The sequence below is a fragment of the Nonomuraea gerenzanensis genome, from assembly GCF_020215645.1.
In the GTDB taxonomy this organism is placed as follows: domain Bacteria; phylum Actinomycetota; class Actinomycetes; order Streptosporangiales; family Streptosporangiaceae; genus Nonomuraea; species Nonomuraea gerenzanensis.
In genome coordinates, this window is sequence record NZ_CP084058.1 from 162,551 (window position 1) to 182,741 (window position 20,191).

At 71.3% G+C, this 20,191-nt stretch carries 21 protein-coding genes; 9 read left to right on the forward strand and 12 right to left on the reverse strand.

Annotation, left to right across the window (positions count from 1 at the left end; translation table 11 throughout):
- Position 1 precedes the first annotated feature (1 nt).
- The 5 genes from LCN96_RS00880 to LCN96_RS00900 all read right to left on the reverse strand — a co-directional run bounded on the left by LCN96_RS00880 (position 2) and on the right by LCN96_RS00900 (position 3,776).
- Positions 2 to 736: a M15 family metallopeptidase gene (locus LCN96_RS00880; protein WP_225270680.1), complete on the reverse strand. Its 735-nt coding sequence runs from the start codon at positions 734 to 736 to the stop codon at positions 2 to 4.
- An 83-nt stretch (positions 737 to 819) separates the two neighbouring features.
- Positions 820 to 1,260, reverse strand: coding sequence for a universal stress protein (locus LCN96_RS00885; protein WP_225270681.1), 441 nt, complete (start codon positions 1,258 to 1,260; stop codon positions 820 to 822).
- A gap of 49 nt (positions 1,261 to 1,309) precedes the next feature.
- A complete protein-coding gene (locus LCN96_RS00890; protein ID WP_225270682.1) occupies positions 1,310 to 1,546 on the reverse strand; it encodes a hypothetical protein in 237 nt (78 codons plus the stop codon).
- Complete coding sequence (locus LCN96_RS00895; RefSeq protein ID WP_225270683.1) at positions 1,543 to 1,968, reverse strand: hypothetical protein; 426 nt, start codon at positions 1,966 to 1,968, stop codon at positions 1,543 to 1,545. The genes LCN96_RS00890 and LCN96_RS00895 overlap by 4 nt, the downstream gene beginning before the upstream one ends.
- Entirely contained in the window at positions 1,965 to 3,776 is a 1,812-nt protein-coding gene (locus LCN96_RS00900; RefSeq protein WP_225270684.1) for an MDR family MFS transporter, read from the reverse strand. Before LCN96_RS00900 ends, LCN96_RS00895 begins: the two co-directional genes overlap by 4 nt.
- Before the next feature lie 96 nt (positions 3,777 to 3,872).
- On the opposite strand from LCN96_RS00900, the gene LCN96_RS00905 reads away from it, so the two are divergent.
- The 3 genes from LCN96_RS00905 (at position 3,873) to LCN96_RS00915 (ending at position 6,945) form a co-directional block, all read left to right on the forward strand.
- A complete protein-coding gene (locus LCN96_RS00905) occupies positions 3,873 to 4,433 on the forward strand; it encodes a TetR/AcrR family transcriptional regulator (RefSeq protein ID WP_225270685.1) in 561 nt (186 codons plus the stop codon).
- Positions 4,434 to 4,573: 140 nt separating this feature from the next.
- Positions 4,574 to 5,896, forward strand: a complete 1,323-nt coding sequence (locus LCN96_RS00910) for a glycoside hydrolase family 6 protein (RefSeq protein ID WP_225270686.1) — start codon at positions 4,574 to 4,576, stop codon at positions 5,894 to 5,896.
- A gap of 65 nt (positions 5,897 to 5,961) precedes the next feature.
- Positions 5,962 to 6,945 carry an LLM class flavin-dependent oxidoreductase gene (locus LCN96_RS00915; RefSeq protein WP_225270687.1) on the forward strand — a complete coding sequence of 328 codons (984 nt, stop codon included), beginning with the start codon at positions 5,962 to 5,964 and terminating at the stop codon, positions 6,943 to 6,945.
- Here the strand turns inward: LCN96_RS00915 and LCN96_RS00920 are convergent.
- From LCN96_RS00920 to LCN96_RS00935, 4 genes are all read right to left on the reverse strand, one after another.
- On the reverse strand, positions 6,931 to 7,359 hold the full coding sequence (locus LCN96_RS00920; RefSeq protein ID WP_225270688.1) for a hypothetical protein: 429 nt from the start codon (positions 7,357 to 7,359) through the stop codon (positions 6,931 to 6,933). The two genes, LCN96_RS00915 and LCN96_RS00920, sit on opposite strands and share 15 nt — an antisense overlap.
- Positions 7,360 to 7,370: 11 nt before the next feature.
- A complete protein-coding gene (locus LCN96_RS00925) occupies positions 7,371 to 8,447 on the reverse strand; it encodes a DUF6745 domain-containing protein (protein ID WP_225270689.1) in 1,077 nt (358 codons plus the stop codon).
- A gap of 83 nt (positions 8,448 to 8,530) precedes the next feature.
- Positions 8,531 to 8,980 (reverse strand): hypothetical protein, encoded by a 450-nt coding sequence (locus LCN96_RS00930; RefSeq protein ID WP_225270690.1) that lies wholly within the window; start codon positions 8,978 to 8,980, stop codon positions 8,531 to 8,533.
- Positions 8,970 to 9,722: a PAS domain S-box protein gene (locus LCN96_RS00935; RefSeq protein WP_225270691.1), complete on the reverse strand. Its 753-nt coding sequence runs from the start codon at positions 9,720 to 9,722 to the stop codon at positions 8,970 to 8,972. Before LCN96_RS00935 ends, LCN96_RS00930 begins: the two co-directional genes overlap by 11 nt.
- A gap of 144 nt (positions 9,723 to 9,866) precedes the next feature.
- On the opposite strand from LCN96_RS00935, the gene LCN96_RS00940 reads away from it, so the two are divergent.
- Complete coding sequence (locus LCN96_RS00940; protein ID WP_225270692.1) at positions 9,867 to 10,085, forward strand: hypothetical protein; 219 nt, start codon at positions 9,867 to 9,869, stop codon at positions 10,083 to 10,085.
- Here the strand turns inward: LCN96_RS00940 and fxsT are convergent.
- Positions 10,080 to 12,614 carry an FxSxx-COOH system tetratricopeptide repeat protein gene (gene fxsT, locus LCN96_RS00945; protein WP_263657425.1) on the reverse strand — a complete coding sequence of 845 codons (2,535 nt, stop codon included), beginning with the start codon at positions 12,612 to 12,614 and terminating at the stop codon, positions 10,080 to 10,082. The genes LCN96_RS00940 and fxsT overlap by 6 nt on opposite strands.
- A gap of 148 nt (positions 12,615 to 12,762) precedes the next feature.
- Here fxsT and fxsA point away from each other — a divergent pair, with 148 nt between their 5' ends.
- The 5 genes from fxsA to LCN96_RS00970 all read left to right on the forward strand — a co-directional run bounded on the left by fxsA (position 12,763) and on the right by LCN96_RS00970 (position 18,073).
- Positions 12,763 to 12,927, forward strand: coding sequence for an FxSxx-COOH cyclophane-containing RiPP peptide (gene fxsA / locus LCN96_RS57295; RefSeq protein WP_225270694.1), 165 nt, complete (start codon positions 12,763 to 12,765; stop codon positions 12,925 to 12,927).
- A gap of 91 nt (positions 12,928 to 13,018) precedes the next feature.
- A complete protein-coding gene (locus LCN96_RS00955) occupies positions 13,019 to 13,897 on the forward strand; it encodes an SIR2 family NAD-dependent protein deacylase (RefSeq protein WP_225270695.1) in 879 nt (292 codons plus the stop codon).
- 10 nt (positions 13,898 to 13,907) lie between these two features.
- The gene (locus LCN96_RS00960; protein WP_225270696.1) at positions 13,908 to 15,545 is read left to right on the forward strand and encodes a tetratricopeptide repeat protein; all 1,638 of its coding nucleotides are present in this window, start codon (positions 13,908 to 13,910) and stop codon (positions 15,543 to 15,545) included.
- 6 nt (positions 15,546 to 15,551) lie between these two features.
- Entirely contained in the window at positions 15,552 to 16,790 is a 1,239-nt protein-coding gene (locus LCN96_RS00965) for an FxsB family cyclophane-forming radical SAM/SPASM peptide maturase (protein ID WP_225270697.1), read from the forward strand.
- Complete coding sequence (locus LCN96_RS00970; RefSeq protein WP_225270698.1) at positions 16,787 to 18,073, forward strand: HEXXH motif domain-containing protein; 1,287 nt, start codon at positions 16,787 to 16,789, stop codon at positions 18,071 to 18,073. Before LCN96_RS00965 ends, LCN96_RS00970 begins: the two co-directional genes overlap by 4 nt.
- A 33-nt stretch (positions 18,074 to 18,106) precedes the next feature.
- Here the strand turns inward: LCN96_RS00970 and LCN96_RS00975 are convergent, their stop codons facing one another.
- A complete protein-coding gene (locus LCN96_RS00975) occupies positions 18,107 to 19,339 on the reverse strand; it encodes a S8 family peptidase (protein WP_225270699.1) in 1,233 nt (410 codons plus the stop codon).
- Positions 19,336 to 20,175, reverse strand: coding sequence for a hypothetical protein (locus LCN96_RS00980; RefSeq protein ID WP_225270700.1), 840 nt, complete (start codon positions 20,173 to 20,175; stop codon positions 19,336 to 19,338). Before LCN96_RS00980 ends, LCN96_RS00975 begins: the two co-directional genes overlap by 4 nt.
- Positions 20,176 to 20,191: the final 16 nt, after the last annotated feature.

Here is a 20,191-nt window from a genome sequence, read left to right on the forward strand (position 1 = left end):
CTCAGCCTCCACCCTTGGAGAAATGCTGGTAGTCCTTGGTCCCCGACCAGTAGCCGCCCCACTCCCAGCCCACGGCGGCGAAGGCCTTGACGACCTTGTCACCAGGATTAATCACACCTTTACCCTTCATTGGGCGTTCGGTGAACTTCTTGGCATTTTGGTGTGCGGTGCTGCCACTTGCGGTGACATATGGGTTCTGCTGGGGATTGATGTCTATTGCTTCCCCGTACGCGTGATTCGACCAGTTGCCCGACCCGGTGGCCTGGCGGCAGTTGAAGGCCGAGGTGTTGTTGGCGTCGATGGAGTCGAAGTCATCGGCCTTGAAGGCGTCGACCAGCTTCATCTGCTTGATCGGCCAGCGCCAGTCGTACAGCTTCTCGAAGACCGTCTCGATGTCGTCGGTGACCGTCTTGCGCACGACCAGCTCGCCGGTGTGCGGCTTGTCGTCGAAGCCCCAGAACGTCAGCGTCACCAGCCGCAGGTCCCGGTAGTGGACCGGGCAGCCAGGGCGCCAGGAGTAGGGGAGCTGCTCGCGGGAGACCCGCGAGACCTTCGAGCTGAACGCGGGCGGCCCGGTGGAAGTGGGGGCCGGTGTGGGCGACTCCGGCGTTGCCTGACCGGGATCGGACGTTGCGGGAGCGGGAGTGGTCGCGGGCGGGGGCGCGGTGGCCTGTTGTCCCGCGCCGCACGCGACGGTCCCGAGCACCACGAGCGCCAAGGCTGCAGCACGTCTCATCTGGCCACCATATGCGACGTCTGGCCAGGTCAGCGGGCTATCGGCGCCGTCCTGCGCGTGCCGCGCCACGGGGCCGCGCCGGGTCAGGGCACGACCAGCACCGTACGGTGGGCCCGTTTCGCCAGGTGGGCCGCGACCGACCCGCGCCACGGGGAGCGGGAGCGGCCCACCACGATGCCGTCGGCCATGTAGGTGCCCGCGAGCGCCTCCAGCGCCCTGGCGGGGTCGCCGCGCAGGCTGACGAACTGCCACGGCACCCCGGCGCCGCGCAGCTCGTCGCGCAGGTCCTCGGCCAGGTCCGCGCCCGAGTCGGGGATGATCGGCGACCCGGCGAAGAACCAGAGCGAGGCGGTGGTCAGCGACTCCACGAACGCGACGAGCAGCGCCGCGCCGTCCCGCCGGGCGAGCCCGGCCGCGTACGCGAGCGCGTTGCGGCTCGGGCCCGATCCGTCGAAGCCCACGACGAGCAGGCCGGCGCCGTCCTTGCCGATCTCGAACCGCCCTGCGGGGAGCCGGCCTGCCACGGGCTCCCACTGGGGGTCAGCGCCACTGCCGAACATGGCATGACTCGCGTCAGGAGTCCGCGTGCTTGCCGCGGCTGGCCAGGTCGCGCAGGGCGTCGGCCGCGTAGACCACGAGGGCCACGAACGAGAGGGCGGCGAGCCCGCCGCCGACCCACAGGTCGTTGACCGTCGCGTCCGCGTACTGCGCGCCGCGCGGCTGGTAGCCGATCGCGAACGGGGCCGCGACCAGCCAGAGGCCGGCCAGGAACAGCACGATCAGGGCGGCTACGCCCAGTCTCGCCTTCATCGGTTCTCCTCCACTCCGACCAGGGAAGTCTTGCCGTTCTGACGGTGCTCGCCGGTGCGCGAGGTGGGGTGCAGGTCCTCGCGCAGCGCCTCGACCAGCGGCGCGAGCAGGGTGGCCAGCTCGGCGGACGAGGCCTGCTGCGCGGCGGCCACCGGCACGGGCTCCGGCTCGGGCTCGGGGCGCTGCTTCGGCACGACCAGGCCGCGCACGATCAGCTCCTCGCGGATGGCCAGCACGAAGGCGATCGCGCCGGCGAGCCCCACGACGGCCACCCCGAGGCCGGCGAAGAACTCGGACTGGGTGGCGTTCGTCCAGTCGGCGTCCTCGGGCTGGGTGCCGAGGGCGAAGGGCGCGATCATCAGCCACAGCCCGGCCAGCACGGCCAGGGCTGCCGCGACAGCGCCCACGAACTTGCGAATCATTGGGAGATTCCTCCTGTTACGAGGTCTTTCTGTGGGGGCGTGGCCTGCGCGATCAGAGCGCGCGAGGTGGGCCGCAGCACGTTCTGCACGACCGATCTCGCCCGCTCACGCTCTGAGCGGTCGTCAGGCGGCGCCATCTTGGCGACGGCGGTCAGGAGCGCGGAGCGTTCGCCGTTCACGCGCTCGATGCGCTGGGCGATGAGCTCCAGCAGCAGGCCGGCCAGCACCAGGTCGTCCTTGCTGAGCGGCTTGGGCTCGGGGGCCGCGGGGACGCTGGACCCGCGCAGCGGCAGCTCCTTGAGGAAGAGCGTGGCCAGGAAGCCGAGCAGCGCGATGGGCACGCCCACGAGGAACACCGTCTCCAGGCCCCGGGTGAACGCCTCCAGCACGATGTTCTTGATCGGCGTGGGCAGCATCTGGATGGCGTCGGGGCTGCCGAGCTTGATGTCGCCGCCGCCGGACATCTTGATGCCCGCGGCCTTCACCATCTCGGCGATCTCGTCCTTGAGCCGGCTCGTCAGGATGGCGCCGAACGCGGCCACGCCGACCGCGCCGCCCAGCGACCTGAAGAACGACACGCCCGACGTGGTCGCGGCCATGTCGCGCAGTTCGGAGCCGTTCTGCGCGGCCAGGATCAGCATCTGCATGGACAGGCCGAGCCCGACGCCCAGCACCGCCACGTCGAAGCCGATGAGCCACTCGCTGGAGTCCACGTGCAGCCGGGACAGCAGGAACAGGCCGACGGCCACGATGAGCAGGCCCGCCACCGGGAAGATCTTCCACTTGCCCGTCTGGGTGACGATCTTCCCGGAGATCACGCCGGCCAGGAACAGCGCCACCACCATGGGCAGCGTCATCAGGCCCGAGTTGGTCGGGCTGAGCCCCTTGACGATCTGGAGGTACTGCGGCAGGTAGATCATCGCGCCGAACATCGCCATGCCGACGAACAGCGAGGCGAGGCTGGTCAGCACGAACGTGGGGTTGCGGAACAGGCGCGGCGGCAGGATCGGGTTGCGCGCGGTCCGCTCCGACAGCACCGCCAGGGCCAGCGAGAGCAGGGCGATCGCGCCCAGGAAGTAGGTCCAGCCCGAGTTCCACTCGAACTCGTTGCCGCCCAGCGTCAGCAGCAGCATCAGCGCGCTCGCGCTGGCCGTGATCGTCGTGGCGCCCCAGATGTCGATCGAGGTGCTGCGCTTGACCTTCGGCAGCTTGAGCACCTTCTGGATGACGATGAAGGACACCAGCGCGAACGGCACCACCACGTAGAAGCACCAGCGCCAGCCGAGCCAGTCGGCGTCCACGATGAAGCCGCCCAGCAGCGGGCCCGCGACCGTGGAGATGCCGAAGACGGCTCCCATGTATCCGGAGTAGCGGCCACGCTCGCGGGGCGAGACGATGTCCCCCAGGATCACCTGGGACAGCGCTGACAGACCACCCACGCCCAGGCCCTGTACGGCACGCGCCGCGATGAGCTGCCCCATGTCCTGCGACAGGCCCGCCACGAGCGACGCCGCGACGAACAGCCCCAGAGCCGTCTGGAAGAGCAGCTTGCGCCCGAACAGGTCGGACAGCTTGCCCCACAACGGTGTGGACACCGTCATCGTCAGCATGGTCGCGCTCGCGACCCACGAGTACTGGTCCTGACCGCCTAGCTCCCCCACGATCGTCGGCAGCGCGGTGCCCACCACGGAAGTCGAGATCATCGACGTGAGCATCGCGAGCATCAGCCCGGACATGACCTCGAGGATCTCGCGGTGGGTGTAGGTCCGCTGCTTCGTGGGGGACGCGGCCTGCGCCTGGGCTACCAAGACACAACATCCCCTTCTTACAGTTTTATCCGACTTGAGTATACGCATGTTTACTAGCCGCGCGGCAAGCGGGTGTGCGTTCAGTAGAGTGCGGGCATGAACCCCCAGGTGACTGAGGCCAGGCCGCGCGACCGTGAGGCCACCCGGGAGCGCATCCTGCAAGCGGCTCGCACCCTGTTCGGCGAGCAGGGCTACGAACAGGTGACGGTCCGCATGATCGCCGCGGCGGCGGAGGCCAACATCGCCCTGGTGGGGCGCTACTTCGGGTCCAAGGCCGGCCTGTTCGCCGCGGTCCTCCAGGGTGAGCCGACCTTCGGCGAGCTGTTCACGGGCCGTCCGGAGGAGCTGCCCCGGCGGCTGGCCGAGTACGCCGCCCAGCGCATGCAACATCCGCCGGAGAGCCCGATCCTGCGCACGCTCGAACGTTCCGCCTACCACCCAGAGGTGCGGGCGGCGGCCAGGGAGCGCCTGCTCACAGCGGTGCTCAGCCCGCTGGAGGCCATCCTGACCGGCCCTGACGCGCACGCGCGCGCCCGCATGGCCGTGTCGGTCGTGCTGGGCATCGGGGCGATGCGCCGCCGCGTCGGGCCGGAGCAGCCCACGCCCGCCGACGTCGACCGGCTGACCGCCGTCTTCGAGGCGTGCCTGGCCGGTTGAAAGTTTCACCGCATATCAGGGTGCTGACCTGCGGTGGCCCCTCGGTGACCGATCCGATGTCTTTGTCGCGCCCCGGAGCGCTGCCTAGCATCCGAGGGTGCCCGTGGGAGCGCTCCCACTCGACGGACGGAGCTATCTACATGTCTCGCAGAAGGCCCCTGTTGGCGGTGCTCGTCACGGCGGCCGCCATGGCCGCGGCGGGGGCGGTCATCGTGTCCACCCCCAGCGCCCAGGCCGCCGACTCCGCTTTCTACGTTGATCCGCAGACCAACGCCGCCAAGTGGGTGGCCGCCAACCCCAACGACAGCCGTACCCCGGTGATCAGGGACCGCATCGCGGCCGTCCCGCAGGGCCGCTGGTTCGCCACGTACAACCCCTCGACCGTGCGCGGCCAGGTGGACGCGTACGTCGGCGCCGCGGCGGCGGCGGGCAAGATCCCGATCATGGCCGTGTACGCGATGCCGAACCGCGACTGCGGCGGCCCGAGCGCGGGCGGCGCGCCCGACCACACGGCCTACAGAGCCTGGATCGACGAGATCGCGGCGGGGCTGGCGGGCCGGCCCGCCTCCATCGTCCTCGAACCCGACGCCCTGGCCATCATGACGAACTGCATGAACGCCTCGGAGCAGGCCCAGGTGAAGGCGTCGATGGCGTACGCGGGCAAGCGGCTCAAGCAGGCCTCCTCACAGGCCAGGGTCTACTTCGACATCGGGCACGACGGCTGGCTGTCCGCCTCGGAGGCCGCCTCCAGGCTGGTCGGCGCGGACGTGGCCAACAGCGCCGACGGCATCGCGGTCAACACCTCCAACTACCGGGCCACGCCGGGCCTGGTGTCGTACGCCAAGAGCATCATCTCGGCGACCGGGGCGTCCGGGCTGAAGGCGGTCATCGACACCAGCCGCAACGGCAACGGCCCGTCCGGCAGCGAGTGGTGCGACCCGGCGGGCCGCGCCACCGGCATCTGGAGCACCGCGGAGACCGGCGACCCGGCCATCGCCGCCTACCTGTGGGTCAAGCCTCCGGGCGAGGCCGACGGGTGCATCGCCGGCGCCGGGCAGTTCGTGCCGCAGCGGGCCTACGACCTGGCCGTCGCGGCGGGCGGCACCTCCACGCCGACCGTCACCCCGACGGTGACGCCCACCGTGACGCCCACCACGGGGCCGGGCGGGTGCACGGCCACGTACAAGGTGGCGAGCCAGTGGTCGGGCGGCTTCCAGGGCGAGGTCACGGTGAAGAACACCGGCTCCTCGCAGACCAGCGGCTGGCGGGTGGCCTGGACGCTGCCGGGCGGCCAGAGCATCTCGCAGCTCTGGAACGGCAACCTGTCGGGCACGAGCGGCTCCGTCAGCGTCACCAACCTCAACTGGAACGGCACGCTGGCAGCCGGCGCGAGCACCACGTTCGGCTTCCTCGTCAACGGGCAGAGCGGCACCCCTGCCTCGGTGGCCTGTACCGCCTCATGAAATAACGCGCCTTTCGCGGCTGTTGTCCACTGCCAGGTCAACCGCTCTGCGAAAGGCGCGTACTCATGGCTCTGCCGCTGTCCATCCTGGATCTGGCACACATAGGCGAGGGCGAGACCGCGGCGGACAGCTTCGCCGCGAGCGTGGCCCTGGCCCAGCGGGCCGAGGAGCTGGGATACCGGCGCGTCTGGTACGCCGAGCACCACAACATGGACAGCATCGCCTCCTCGGCCACGAGCGTGCTCATCGCCCACGTCGCCGCCCACACCCGGACGATCCGCCTGGGAGCGGGCGGCGTCATGCTGCCCAACCACTCCCCGCTGACGATCGCCGAGCAGTTCGGCACGCTGGAGACGCTGCACCCGGGCCGCATCGACCTCGGGCTCGGCCGGGCGCCAGGCAGCGACCAGAACACCATGCGGGCGCTGCGCCGCACCCCCGCCGCCGCCGACACCTTCCCGCAGGACGTGCTGGAGCTGCAGGGCTACCTGACGGGTGAGACCCGCATCCCCGGCGTGCACGCCACGCCGGGCAAGGGCACGGACGTGCCGCTCTACATCCTCGGCTCCTCCCTGTTCGGGGCGCAGCTCGCCGCCATGCTCGGCCTGCCGTACGCGTTCGCCTCGCACTTCGCGCCCGCCGCGCTGGAGGAGGCCGTGGCGGTCTACCGGCAGGAGTTCAAGCCGTCGGCGCAGCTCGCCGAGCCGTACGTGATCGCCGCGCTGAACGTGATCGCGGCGGAGACCACGGAGGAGGCCGAGGAGCAGTTCCTGGCCTCCAAGCGGCTGCGGGTCAGCAAGTTCCTGGGCCGGGGGCGCACGTTCACCACCGAGGAGGCCGACCTGATCCTCGACTCCCCGGCCGGGCAGCAGCTCGTGCAGATGGCCAAGTACTCGGCCGTCGGCGACCCGCAAGAGGTGAAGGCGTACGTGGAGCGGTTCGCCGAGCACTCCCGGGCCGACGAGCTGATCGTGGCGTTCTCGGCGCCCGACAGGAAGGCCTGGATGCGCTCGGCGGAGCTGCTCGCGGACGTGCTAATCGGCGACTAGCCGGGAGCCGCCGCCCTCGTGCTCGCGCTGCCGCCGCACCACGTACCTGCCGGGGGCGCAGCCCGAGCCGCCGTGCTCGGGATGCAGCAGGTAGACGGGCGCGCTCGCGTCGAAGACGCCGATCGCCAGCCCCTGCCAGTCGCGTACGTGCCTGGACCAGCGGCAGGTGCCCGGCTCGGCGACGAGCGTGTGCGGGTTGCCGCCGGCCACGCCGCGCAGCAGCTCCACGCCCTCGGGAGGCACGGGCTGCCACCCGGCGTCCCAGTCGCGCACGTCCGGGAGGGGCAGCGGGATGACGATCAGGTCGCCCTGGGCCTGGATGCCGTCGAGCACGGGGATCGTGACGGACTGTTCGAGGTGGTCGAGCACCGTGAGCCCGGTTCGGCTGGTGAGCTCGGCGAGGGTCATGGTCATGGTCATCACCTTCAGGTTCTGCGCAGGAGTCGGGAGTACTGCTCGGCGGACAGTCCGTACGTCCAGCCGGCGGCGGCGAGCGGATCGGTGAAGTGGCCGGGCACGGTCAGCCCGTACCGGCGGCGCCGGCCGTCGCGCTCGACGGAGCCGTTCACCGCGATGAGCACCCGCGTCTCCCGCCGCATGTCGTAGAGCCGCAGCTCGGAGCCCGGGTTGCCGGGGTCGGGCGCCGTGCCGACCAGTCGCAGCCCGGCTTGCTCGACGTACTCGGGCCAGCCGAGGCTCTCGATGGCGCACCGCCTGACCTCGACGTTGGTCTCGGCCATGATGCGGTCGACGGTCGGCCCGGTGATCACCCAGGCCGGCACACTGGTGCCGTGCCAGGAGTGCAGGGCCCAGCCGTCGGCGTAGCGCACGGCCGGGCCGTCCGCGTGGTGCAGCCGCACCCGGCCGTCGTCGCCGGACACCTCCGTGTGCAGGGCGACGGGCCGCTCGGACACCACGCACACGTGCTCGTCCGGCCACCACCACTGGCACGTGGTGGCCACGGTCGCCCACAGCCGCCACTGCCGGAGCTGCTCGGCGGTGAACACCACTCCGGCCACCCGGCGCAGGGCGTCGTAGTGGGCGATCCAGGCGACGAGCTGGCTGTCGTACCAGCGGTTGGACCAGGGGAAGTCCCCGGTGTGGGCACGCCGGAGCGGTTGCAGGAGGCAGGCCTCGCCGCCCTGCGTCAGCGGCGCCTGCACCTTGCGCCGGATGAGCTGGTCGAGTGGTTGTTGCAGGCCCCGCACCTTGGCGTCGACGCCCCGGCGCAGCTCGTTCCTGAGCGCGGTGAGCCGGGGTGGCAGCGGCCATTCGGCCACCCGCTCCAGGTTGCGCGCCGGGCCCAGGCCCGGTGGCACGGTCGCCAGCGCGGTGAGGGGCGAGGCGGCCCAGTGGAAGCGGGGTGGCGGCAGCCCGATCAGGTGGTACAGGGCGGAGATGGCCGCCTCGGCGGCCGGACGGTCGGCGGGCAGCGTCGAAAGCGCTCGGCCCAGCCATCGCTCGCGGATCTCGGCAGCTTCCCGCTGCGCGTGAGCGCTCACCGATCGAGGGCGGTGGCGCCCTCCCTTCGCATGATCATGTCATCGATGGTGACAGACGGGCCGGGCCGTTGTCCACCATGGGTTCACTCCTGCTGCGGGTGCCGGAGCTGGTAGGGCCCGGTGGTCTCCGAGGCCGGCGCCGGTGACAGGCCGGCTGCCAGGAGCTGGGTGCGCAGCGTGACCACCGTGCGGTCGAGCGCGCGGATCTGCGCCTCCAGGCGGCGGATGCGCTCGCGCATGGCCGAGGAGGAGGTCTGCTCCTCGGTCAGGTCGGCGCTCACCTGGGCGGCCTGGCTCTGCATGCGGGTGAGCTGTTTCTCGAGCTGGTCGAGGGCGTCCTCGTAGATGGTCTTGGCACGCAGGAACGCCTCGGCGTCCACCTTGGAGCGCTCCAGCTCCGCCTGCCGCTCGACCTGGAGCAGCGCGGTCTGGTGCGTCTTCTTGTTGGCGTCGGTGGCCGAGCGGAACGCGAGGTAGGCCACCCCGAGCGGGACGGCGCCGATCGCCACCTGGATCAGGATGTCAGTCAGCATCGCCGCCTCGCATGGGCCTGATGACGCCGGTGTAGGCGATGCCGTCGTCGCTGTGCCAGGCGTTGACGGTCAGCGCGATGGGGAACTCGCTGCCGTCGCGCCGCAGCCCGACCAGCGGGATGATGCGGCCCGCCAGCGCGGACACGCCGGTGGCGCGGACCTTGGCCAGGCCCTCGGTGTGCTGGTCGCGCAGGCGCGGCGGCATGAGGATCGTCAGGGGCCGGCCCACCGCCTCGTCGATGCTCCAGCCGAACAGCTTCGCCGCCTGCGGGTTCCACGACTGGATGAGTCCGTTCGCGTCGGCGACGATGACCGCCGCGCCGCCCGTCACCCGGTCGGCCGTGGCGGCCTCGGGCCAGGTCGCGATCAGCGCGATCCAGCCGCCGAACGCCAGCCAGACGGCCGCGCCCACCCAGCCGCGCGGGTTGTCGCCGGTGAACGTCGAGATCAGGTACACCAAGCCGTACAGCAGGAGCAGCGCCGTGGCGACCGCGAAGGCGATGCGGTCGGACCGCAGGAACATCTGCACCAGGCACAACAGGCCCGTGCCGCACCAGGCCAGCGCCCACAGGTGCAGGGGGGCGACGGCGGCGAGCGCGACGTAGTTGGGAGCGGCCCGCTGCTCGGCGGGAGGGAAGGCCAGCGAGGCGGCGATCGCTAAGCACAGCAGGCCCACGAAGGCCAGCGAGGCGCCGCGGCGGCCGATGCGATGCAGGACGCGCGCGAGGTTCCCGTTACTCACAGTCGCTAGATTAATGCAATTAGTTAGTTTTGGCTGGTGGTTATGGAGAGAGGACGCTGCGTAGTCGGCGCCGTCCCGGGACGGCCGGATATCGCCGGAAAACGGGGGGTGGACCGGCCTGGGGCGGCTCGTTAGAGTGACCGCATGACTACAGTGGGTTACGACGTAGAAGCGCTCCGCACCGCGTTCCCCGACTGGTCGTTCTTCTTCAGCGACGAGGGTGTTCTCTACGCGACGAGGCGCGGGGTCCGGCTCGACGACGCCGACATCCTCAAGGGGTTGCATCAGACGGTCAGCGCGAACGACGTGGAGACGGTCGTCGACCTCCTGCAGGACCAGGCGCGGGTGGCCGCGGCGTCATAGCACCGGAGGGTCGAAGTCGAAGTCGAGGCGCCGGCGCTGCTCCGCCACGTCCACGTCCGGATGCCCCGGCCCCAGCACGCGCAGGTAGCGCTGCAGCGTGTCGGCCTTGAGCGTCTCCGCCGCGCTCTTTTCGCCGAGTCTGGTCAGGTCCACGACGAGGTTCGCCGCCGCCGCCAGGGTCAGCGGGTGGTCGGGGCCGAGCAGCTCGCGCAGCCGGCCCAGCGTGTTCTCGCCCAGCAGCCTGGCCTGCTCGTGCTCGCCGGTCTCCGCCAGGTCGCTGGCGAGGTTGATCGCACAGGTGAGGGTGAAGTGGTGGTCGCGGGTCAGTCGCCGGTCGAGCCCGTCGAGGGCCTGGCCGTCGAGGGTCACCGCCTCGGCCGCGCGGCCGTTGACCCGCAGCAGCAGGGCGAGGTTGGTGTCACAGCCGTACCTGAACGGGTGGTCGGCGCCGTACATGGCCTGGAACTGCGGGGTCAGCTCCTCCAGCAGGCTCAGGGCCTCGGCCGTCTCGCCGGACGCGCGCTGCGCGTTGGCCAGGCACAGGCCGGCCGCCAGGGTGTCGGGGTGGTGCATGCCGGCGCTGCGCTGCTGCAGCTCGAACGTGCGCCGCGCCAGATCGAGGGCCTCGTCGGCCTTGGCGTCGCGGCGCTTGGCGATGGACAGGTCCTTGGCGACGCGCAGCGTCCACGGGTGCTCGACGCCTAGCTGCTCGACGCCGTACTCGTAGGCGTCCTCGCCGAGGTCGCACGCCTCGCGGTACTTGCCGCTCAGCCGTACGACGCGGGCCAGGCCGTTCCAGGACGACAGCACGTTCATGCTGCTGGCCCCGGAGCCCGGCCGCCGCTGCAGGCGGAACGTGGTGGACTGCAGGTCGAGGGCCCGCTCGTAGTTGCCGAGCAGCAGGTAGTCGAGGGCCAGGTTGTTCATCGCGCGCAGGGTGCGCCGGTGCTCGGCCCCGAAGACCTCCTCGTGCCTGCGCAGCGAGTCGAGGTCGTGCTGCAGCGCCTCCGCGAAGTCGCCGCGGAAACGCAGGTCGGCGCCGTGGCTGTTGAGCAGCAGCAGCGTCTCCTCGTGATCCTCGCCGAGCACCTCGCGCATCTGCACCAGCAGGCGCTGGTTCAGCTCGAACGACTCGGCGATGTTGCCCAGCTCGCGGGTCACGATGGCCAGGTGGCGCTGCGCCGACAGGACGTTCTGGTCGTCGTCGCCGCTGGTGGCCCGCCACTGGGAGATGCACCGGTCGACCAGCATCTGCGCCGACTTGAAGTCGCCGGAGGAGTAGAGGTAGCGGATCATCGTGAGCGTGAACCGCCGGATGCGCTCGTCCTCGGAGTGGTCCACCTGCGACGGCGTGACGTGGCCCAGCAGGCCGGCGTAGCGGGGCCAGGCGGCGGTGTCGTCGGGCTCGTACGGGTCCGTCGCGGCGGCCATGAGCAGGTGGGCCTCGTTGCGCATGATCACCCGCTCCTCGGGCGCCAGGTCGTCGCGCAGCAGGGCCTGGACCAGCCGGTGGATCTGCAGCGTGCGGCTCGCAGAGTCGATCTTGACCAGCGCGAACCGGCCCAGCTCGCGCAGGATGCGGCTGGTCACGATGGGGTCGGCCAGCGTCTCCGCCAGCTTCGAGCCCTCGGCGAACTCGGGGGGCAGCCGGTCGAACAGGTCGCGCGGGATCGGCTCGGGGCCGAAGAAGGCGCAGCAGCGCAGCAGCTCGACCGCGATGGGCATGCGGGTGGTGAGCTGCGAGACCGACAGCGCCCACGCGGCCGACATCGACAGCGGGTAGTCGGCGGGCTTGTTGGTGCCCAGCAGCCGGGTGGTCTGCTCGTCCAGCAGCCGCAGGTAGTCCTTCACCGAGATCGTGGTCTCGACCTGGAGGGCGCCCGCCTGCTCCAGGGCCAGCGGCAGGTCGCCGAGCGCCTCTGCCAGCTCGTCGGCCTCGGTCTCGCTGATGCCGTGCGGCACGCGCTTGGTGAGGAACTCGATGCTCTCGGCGCGGGGGAAGACGTCGACCGCCAGGGTGTCGACGACCCCCTGCCAGCTGTGGTTGCGTGAGGTGATCAGCACGTGCCCCGGGCCTCTGGGCGCGATCGTGTTGATCTCGTCGACCTCGTCGGCGTTGTCGAAGATGAGCAGCCACTTGGCGTACGGCACGCCGCGGCGCAACGCGTCCAGCGCGGCCTCGGCCGCCTCCTCGACCCCGGTGGAGGGGCCGATGGGCAGGCGTAACTCGCGGGCGAGCCCGGCCAGCGACGACTTCACCAGCATCGGCTGGTCGGCCGGGATCCACCAGACCAGCTCGTACTCCTTGCGGAAGCGGTGGGCGTACTCGATCGCGAGCTGCGTCTTGCCGACACCGCCCAGCCCGTGCAGCGCGTGCGGGACGACGGCGGTGACGTCGGACAGCAATCCGTCGTGCAGCGCGCGCAACAGATCGGAACGCCCCGTGAAGTTCATGTTGCGTTGCGGGACCCGGCCCCAGATGGCGGGAAGTTGTCCGGAGGATTCCGGCGAATAGTGCGAAACCGACACGATTACCGCCTCCGCTAGCCCCGGGCTTTAATCGAGCTTAGACGTCGTGCAGATGCAGGTGAAGCCCATAGACTGCCAGTCTCGCCTTGAGTTCTCAACCGTGCGAGGATGAGACCCGCACAGTTGTCATCCGGGCCCGGAGAGTGTTATGGACAGCGCAGAAGGAGAATACGGCGGAGGTCTCATCGATGTCAGCGGATGGAGCTTGAGCGACCTCGACGGGTTGCCCTCCACTCCCCTGACATCGGCCCTGCGCCGCCTGGTGGAAGAGACGGGCTCCGGCCCGGTGGCGGGTTTCCAGTCGGCGCTATGAATCGCCGGCGCGAGGTCTTAGCCTGAACCAACGCCATTGTGTTACGGCAATTTTAATTCTCAGGCACACGATGTGATGTCGGGATGGGCGCGTGAAGGATGCCGACTGGGACCGGCTGGTCCGACAGTTGCGTCGCGGGGATTGCACGCCCCTTCTCGGTGCGGGCGCGTGTTCCGGACGGTTACCGACCGGCAGGCAGCTCAGCCAAAAATTCGCCGGCATCTATAAATATCCTTTCACCGATGTGCACAACCTGCCCCGGGTCATGCATTACGCGGTCACGGCCAACGGCGATCCGGTCGATCTCAAACACCAGGTGTGCAGCTATCTGCAGGAGTACGCGCCGCCCGCCGACGACCCCCCACCCGTGATCGACCCGCACGAGGTGCTGGCGCAGTTTCCGATCAGGACCTTCCTGACCACCAACTACGACGACTTCATGGCCACCGCGCTGCTCCAGGAGAAGTCGTGCCGCAAGAACCCCACCAGCACGTTCCCCAAATGGTGGGACACCGAGGAGGAAGAGCCGCACCTCGACCTGCCGACGCACGAGGAGCCGCTGATCTACCATCTGCACGGCCGCTGGGACGAGCCCGGCTCGCTGGTGCTCACCGACGACGACTATCTGACGTACCTGGTGAACATGGTCGAGGCCCGCGCCGCCAACGACCAGCCCCCCTTACCCAGCACCGTGATCCGCGCGATGACCTCCCACCCCCTGCTCTTCGTCGGCTACAGCCTCCAGGACTGGAATTTCCGCGTGCTGTTCCACGGGCTGCTCAAGGCGATGCCGCTGATCATGCGGCGGCGGCACATCAGCGTGCAACTGATGCCGGATCTCAACGAATCCGTGGCCGACGCGGCCGACCGCGCGCGCGAATATCTCGAGAAGTACCTCAACGACTGGAGCATCACGATCTTCATCGGCACCACGCAGGAGTTCTTCGAGCAACTGCGTTGGAGGATGTGAGGGCGGCCGCGTGCCAGAGCTGGATCCGCATGTGCACCCGTACGTGGGGCTCCGCCCTTACCGGCGGGAGGAGAGCGCGCTGTTCCACGGCCGCGAGCGGGAGGCGCAGGAGGTCGCCACCCTCTGGCAGGCCACCGGGCTGACCGTGCTCTACGGCGCCTCGGGCGTGGGGAAGACCTCCCTGCTGCACGCCGGGGTGCTGCCGCTACTGGACCCCGAACGGGCCGACGTGCTGCCCGTCGCCCGGATCGGCTCCCATCTGGCCCCCTCCGAGTCCGGCGGCAACCCGTACGTGGTGGCGCTGCTGTCGTCGTGGGAGCCCGAGCTCGACGCGCGCCGGCCGGCGTCGCTGACGATCTCCGAGTACCTGCGGCGCAGGCCCGAGCGCACCGACCTCTACGGCGACCCCGTGCCCATGCTGGCGGCCGTCGACCAGGCGGAGGAGATCTTCCACGGCTCCCCGCGCCTGGAGAAGGAGCGCAAGGTCTTCCTGGAGCAGCTGGCCACCGCCGTGCGCACGCACCCCGGCCTGCACGTCCTGCTCTCGCTGCGCGAGGAGTACCTCTTCCTCGTGCTGCCCTACGAGCGCCCGATCGGGCAGGGCTCGCGGGCGCGCTTCCACCTGCACCCTCTCACCCCCGAGAAGGCCAAGGAGGCGGTGCGCAAGCCGCTGATCCACACGCACCGGACCATCACGCGGGCCGCCGCCGACCTGCTCATCGACGAGCTGCGCACGGTCGACTACGTCAACGAGATCGGCGAGACCTCCACCATCCAGCTCGACACCGTCGAGCCCATCCAGCTCCAGGTGGTGTGCTCGGCGCTGTGGGAGTCGCTCCCGGCGGAGGTCACGGAGATCACCGAGGACCACGCCCGCCTGTACGCCCAGGTGGAGGAGTTCCTCTTCGAGTTCTACAAGCGCACGATCGCCGACGTCGCCCGCGAGCACCGGGTGCCGGCCAACGAGATCCGCTTCTGGATGCGCAACGTCTTCATCACCGAGCACGGCACCCGCAACGCCGTGTACGAGGGGCTGCGCACCACCCAGGGCATGCCCAACGAGGTCGTGCGCGCCCTGGAGGACCGCCACCTGCTCCGCGCCGAGCAGCGGCTCGGCATCCGCTGGTACGAGCTGACCCACGACCGGCTCATCGGCCCCGTCTCCCGCTCCGACGCGCCCGAGTCGTCCCTGCGGGAGGCCCGCCTGGCGCTGCAGGAGCAGAACTGGGAGGGCGCCAGGCGCCTGGCCGACGCGGCCGTGCGGGCCGCCGACGCGGGCGCCTCCTGGGTACGCGCCGAGGCCGCAGAGATCTTCGCCAGCGTGGCGGCGGCCAGGGGTGAGATCCACACCGCCCGCAAGTACTGCGAGGAGGCGGCGGGCATCTTCGCCGAGCGGCAGCGCTTCGACGGAGTGGCCAGGGCGCTGACCGCCGACGGCCTGCTGTGGCTGGCGCAGGGCGACCCGACCCGCGCCATCGAACGCATCAGCGCCGCGCTGAACTGGGCGCCGAACGACGTGGCCGCCCGGATCGCGCTGGCCGAGGCGCTGCTGCAGTCGGGCACCCCGAAGGCGGCCGACGCCATCATCAGCGGATTACCGTCAGATCTTGCCCAGCAGACGCTGAAAAAGCTTCGTGATCCGACGTGACTGATTATGCTCGACGGCCATGACACCAGACGCGCGGGCCGGCCGGCCTTGCCTGAGTGGCCGCTGACACTCGACCTGGCCGCGCTCGTGGACCGCGGCTGGCGGCCGACCCCGTTCAGGCAGTTCATCCTGAAGATCCACAGCAGGTGCGACCTCGCCTGCACGTACTGCTACATGTACGAGATGGCCGACCAGAGCTGGCGCTCCAGGCCACCACGCATGGCGCCCGACGTGGTGGAGGCGGTGGCGGCGCGGATCGCCGAGCACGTCCGCGCGCACCGGCTGCCGTCCGTCGAGCTGATCCTGCACGGCGGCGAGCCGCTCCTGGTCAGCCCGGAGGGGATCGACGGGCTGGTCCGCACCGTGCGCGACGCGGTGGACGCGCCCGTCGCCGTGACCGTGCAGACCAACGGGGTCCGGCTCGACAGGGCGTACCTGGGCGTGTTCGACCGGCTCGACGTGGGCGTGGGGGTCAGCCTCGACGGTGACCAGCGGGCACACGACCGCAGCCGCAGGACCGCCGGCGGCCACGGCAGCCATCACAAGGTGGCCGCGGGGCTGCGGCTGCTCGGCGAGCCGCCCTTCGACCGGCTGTTCCGCGGCCTGCTGTGCACGGTGGACCTGCGCAACGACCCGCTGGAGACCTATCAGGCGCTGCTGTCCTTCGGGCCGCCCACCATCGACTTCCTGCTGCCGCACGGCACCTGGGCGCAGCCGCCGCCGGGGCTGGGGGGCGAGGGCGGCGGCACGCCGTACGCGGACTGGCTGATCACGATCTTCGACGACTGGTACGCCGCGCCCGCCCGGCCCGCGGGCGTGCGCCTGTTCGAGGAGATCATCTTCCTGCTCCTCGGCGGCGGGTCGGCCAGCGAGCAGATCGGCCTGTCGCCCACCGCCATGGTGGTCGTCGAGACCGACGGCGAGATCGAGCAGTCGGACATCCTCAAGTCCGCCTTCGCGGGCGCGCCGGGCACGGGGTACCACGTGCTGCGCGACTCCTTCGACGAGGTGCTCGCGCTGCCGTCCATCGCCGCACGTCAGATCGGCTGGGACGCGCTCTCGCCGACGTGCAGGGCCTGTCCGGTCGCCCGGGTGTGCGGCGGCGGCCACTATGCTCATCGCTATCGGCCTGGCAGCGGATTTCTCAACCCGTCGGTCTACTGCGCCGACCTGCTGCGACTCATCACCCACGTCGCCAGCACCATCAAGCGTGACATCACGGCACTGCAGAAGGACTCCCGATGAACCTCGCAGAGCACCGCATCCCGGCCTCGGCCTTCGACGAGCTCGCCTCGGGCGCGGGCAGCAGGGACTCCGTGGAGCGGCTCAAGGCCGCCCAGCGCAGCAGGCACCTTCTCCTGCTGCGCGGCGTCCTGGAGACCACCCGCGACGCCGGCCACGGCCGCTGGCCGGAGGTGCGCCGGGCCTACGACCTGCTGGCCAGCGTGCAGGCGGCGCACCCGGAGGCGGTCAACGCCGTGCTGCACCACCCGTCGGTGGGCGCCTGGGCCCGCCACACGATCCAGACGCTCGAAACGCCCGAGCAGATGTCGGCCCTCGCCGCCGCCGCGGCCCTCCGCGCGCGCTTCGCCTGCGACCTCGACGTCTCCGTGGTGAACGGCGTGCTCAACCTGCCCTCGCTCGGACAGCTCACCGTCGGCCCCGGCGTCACCACGGTGACCGTGCACTGCTCGGCCGACGGCGCCGAGGTCTCCACGGGCGGCAGGTTCCTGCAGATCAGCGAGGACGAGCCGGGCTGGCGGCCACTGCGCCACCTGTCCGCGCGGGCCGCGGACGAGCACCTCGACGTGCTCATCGACGACCTCGACCCGCACCGCATGCCGGGCTCCGGCGCCCTGCGCGACCCCCTGACCCCGCAGGAGGCGGGCCACTGGCAGGGCCTCCTGGACGACGGCTGGGACCTGCTGGTCCGCAACCACCTGCCGATGGCCAGGCAGGTGTCGGCGGCCATCTCCGTCTTCACCCCCCTGTCGCCCCCGCCCAGCGGGATGTCCAGCGCCACCTCGCGCGAGACGTTCGGCTGCATCGCCATGTCCACGCCCCCCGACGCGCACGCGCTGGCGGTCACGCTGGCGCACGAGACCCAGCACGCCAAGCTCTCCGCGCTGCTCGACATCGTGCCGCTGACCAAGCCCGACGACGGCTCCCGCCACTACGCGCCGTGGCGCCCCGATCCCCGGCCCGCCGCCGGGCTGCTGCAGGGCACCTACGCCTACGTCGGGGTCACCGAGTTCTGGGAGCGGCAGCGGCACCACGAGAGCGGCGAGTCGGAGATCAGGGCCAACGCGGAGTTCGCCCGCTGGCGCTCGGCGGCCCGCCTGGTGGCCCGCACGCTGCTCGACAGCGGCGCGCTGACCGAGCCGGGGGTGAGCTTCGTGAGCGGGATGGCGATGCGGCTGGAGGAGTGGGCCCGCGAGCCCGTGCCGGCCGCGGCGGCCACCCTGGCGGAGGGGGCCGCCGACCGGCACCGGTCGTTGTGGCGGGAGCGCAACGCGCGCGACGCCTGACGGCCCCCCTCCTGCCTGGGGCCCGGGGTGCGGTCAGACCCTGCCCATGGGCGGTCCATGTGTGTACGGCGGGGTCGGCGCGGGGCGGGCGCGCGGCCTGCGCATGATCAGCGCCGCGCCCACCAGGAACAGCAGGCCGACGCCCGCCGCCGCGCCGCCGATCCCCACGTAGGACATGTCGATCTCCGGGTGGGTGGTCGGCGGCGCGACCGGCCCGTCACCGAAGAACTTCTCCCCCTTGTACGGAGCCGCCTCCGTCCTACCGTCCCCGGCGGCCCCCGCGGCCTTCACCGCCGCCCCCGCGTCGATCAGCCCGAAGCCCAGGTGCACGGTGTAGCCGCTCGGCGGCTGCTGCGCGGTCCGCACCAGGATGTCGCGCACCTGCCGCGGCGTCAGGCCGGGGTTGCGGGACAACATCAGCGCCACGGTCCCCGCCGCGAGCGCGCAGGCCGGGGAGGTGCCGTCACCCATCCGGTAGCCGCCGCCGTTGTCGGCGGCGTAGATGTCCACGCCGGGCGCGGCGATCGTATTGTAGGTGTGCACCTGCGAGAACTCCGCCCGCGCCCCGTCGGGCCCCATCGCCGCCACCGCGATCACGCCCGGGTAGGCGGCCGGGTAGGAGACGGTGTTGTTGGCGTCCGTCTCCAGCGGGTCGGTGGAGCCGCCGTTGCCGGCGCTGGCCAGCAGGACGACCCCCTTGCCCAGGGCGTAGTCGACGGCCGAGGCGGTCAGCTCGTCGTAGTCGCTGCCGAGGCTCCACTCGTCGCTGCCGAGGGACATGGAGATCACCCTGGCGCCCTTGTCGGCGGCGTACCGGATGCCCTTGGCCAGCGCGGTGGACGCCTTCATGCTCTGCTCGTCGGCGGGGCCGCCCGACTCGGCGGCGGCCTCGGCCCGCTTGCGCGCCGGGTCCTCCTTGTCCCAGAGCACCCGCACGTCGAGCACCTTGGCCTGCGGAGCGACCCGCAGCACGCTGGAGGCCATGGCGGTGCCGTGATCGCCCCAGTACGACTGCCCCGGCCTGGCGCCGCCGCCGATGAAGTCGGTGCCGGTGGTGACCCGGCCGCGGAACTCCGGATGGCCGCGCAGGACCCCGGAGTCGAGGACCGCGACCGTGATCCCCTTGCCCTGCCCGAGACGCTGGGCGGCGGGCACCTTCATGACCTGCTGCTCCCAGCCCCGCGGCGCCTCGGCGACGGCCGGCGCGGCGGTGGCCCCGGCCAGGGCGGCGACCAGCACGGCCGCGCAGGTCAGCCTGCGGATCACGGCCCCACCTTCCTGGACTCGGCCTGCACGCGGGTGGACAGGCTCTGCGCGAGCGCCTGGGCGGTGTGCGCCCACGGCTCGCGGTCCTCCTTCTGCGGGTAGGCCCGCCTGCCCCACGGCAGGGGCAGCCGTCCCGGCCTGCGGCCGTCCGCCGGTCCGGCGGTCACGGCCACGTACATGGGCGTGCCGCCGATGGTCCAGCCGCCGTTGCCGGCGCGCGCGGCGTCCTTCCACTGGGTGCCGGGGGCGGCGAGGGCGCGTACCACGTGATCGGGTTTCTCGTCGGCCTCGGCCACCACGTCCTGCAGCCCCTGGCGGGCGTAGTCGTCGTCACGGAAGGCGATCAGGGCCACGGTGGCGGCGGTTCCTCCCGTGTCGTCCAGGTACGTGGCGCGCAGGGCCGCGACGCAGCCGCTCTTGGCGGCGACCCGGGCCAGCTCGCCGGAGAGCGCCTGCTCGCAGGAGGTGCCGGTGGAGACGGCGGCCCTGGTCCAGCCGCGCTCGTCGTTCGGGTCGCGGTAGGTCTTGTCGGGGTGCTCCCGGCCCAGCCGCGCGGGGAACAGCGTCTCGGCGGGCACGTTGCGCCACAGCTGCCTGGCGTACTCGGGGTTGTGGATGACCTGCCGGCTGTTGGAGTACGCCTTCGCGATGAGCGCGCCGCCGCCCAGCAGGGGCAGCAGGCCGATGCCCGCGACGACCAGGCCCACGATGATCCGCCACGGGCTGCGTGGCGGGCGCACCGGTGGTGGGGGCGGTGGCGGCGGCCAGGGCTGCGCGTGTGGGGGCGGCTGAGGGGGATATATCCCCGGCCCGGAGCCGGACGGGGGGTACATCATCGTCTCTCCTGTCGTG

Excerpts from the sequence above, each read along its gene's own strand:
- LCN96_RS00890 (WP_225270682.1), bottom strand. The coding sequence starts at position 1,546 with ATGAAGGCGAGACTGGGCGTAGCCGCCCTGATCGTGCTGTTCCTGGCC.
- LCN96_RS00895 (WP_225270683.1), bottom strand. The coding sequence starts at position 1,968 with ATGATTCGCAAGTTCGTGGGCGCTGTCGCGGCAGCCCTGGCCGTGCTG.
- LCN96_RS00970 (WP_225270698.1), top strand. The coding sequence starts at position 16,787 with ATGAACCTCGCAGAGCACCGCATCCCGGCCTCGGCCTTCGACGAGCTC.
- LCN96_RS00940 (WP_225270692.1), top strand. The coding sequence starts at position 9,867 with ATGACTACAGTGGGTTACGACGTAGAAGCGCTCCGCACCGCGTTCCCC.
- LCN96_RS00905 (WP_225270685.1), top strand. The coding sequence starts at position 3,873 with ATGAACCCCCAGGTGACTGAGGCCAGGCCGCGCGACCGTGAGGCCACC.
- LCN96_RS00930 (WP_225270690.1), bottom strand. The coding sequence starts at position 8,980 with ATGCTGACTGACATCCTGATCCAGGTGGCGATCGGCGCCGTCCCGCTC.
- LCN96_RS00910 (WP_225270686.1), top strand. The coding sequence starts at position 4,574 with ATGTCTCGCAGAAGGCCCCTGTTGGCGGTGCTCGTCACGGCGGCCGCC.
- LCN96_RS00965 (WP_225270697.1), top strand. The coding sequence starts at position 15,552 with ATGCTCGACGGCCATGACACCAGACGCGCGGGCCGGCCGGCCTTGCCT.
- LCN96_RS00920 (WP_225270688.1), bottom strand. The coding sequence starts at position 7,359 with ATGACCATGACCCTCGCCGAGCTCACCAGCCGAACCGGGCTCACGGTG.
- fxsA (WP_225270694.1), top strand. The coding sequence starts at position 12,763 with ATGGACAGCGCAGAAGGAGAATACGGCGGAGGTCTCATCGATGTCAGC.
- LCN96_RS00880 (WP_225270680.1), bottom strand. The coding sequence starts at position 736 with ATGAGACGTGCTGCAGCCTTGGCGCTCGTGGTGCTCGGGACCGTCGCG.
- LCN96_RS00915 (WP_225270687.1), top strand. The coding sequence starts at position 5,962 with ATGGCTCTGCCGCTGTCCATCCTGGATCTGGCACACATAGGCGAGGGC.
- LCN96_RS00980 (WP_225270700.1), bottom strand. The coding sequence starts at position 20,175 with ATGATGTACCCCCCGTCCGGCTCCGGGCCGGGGATATATCCCCCTCAG.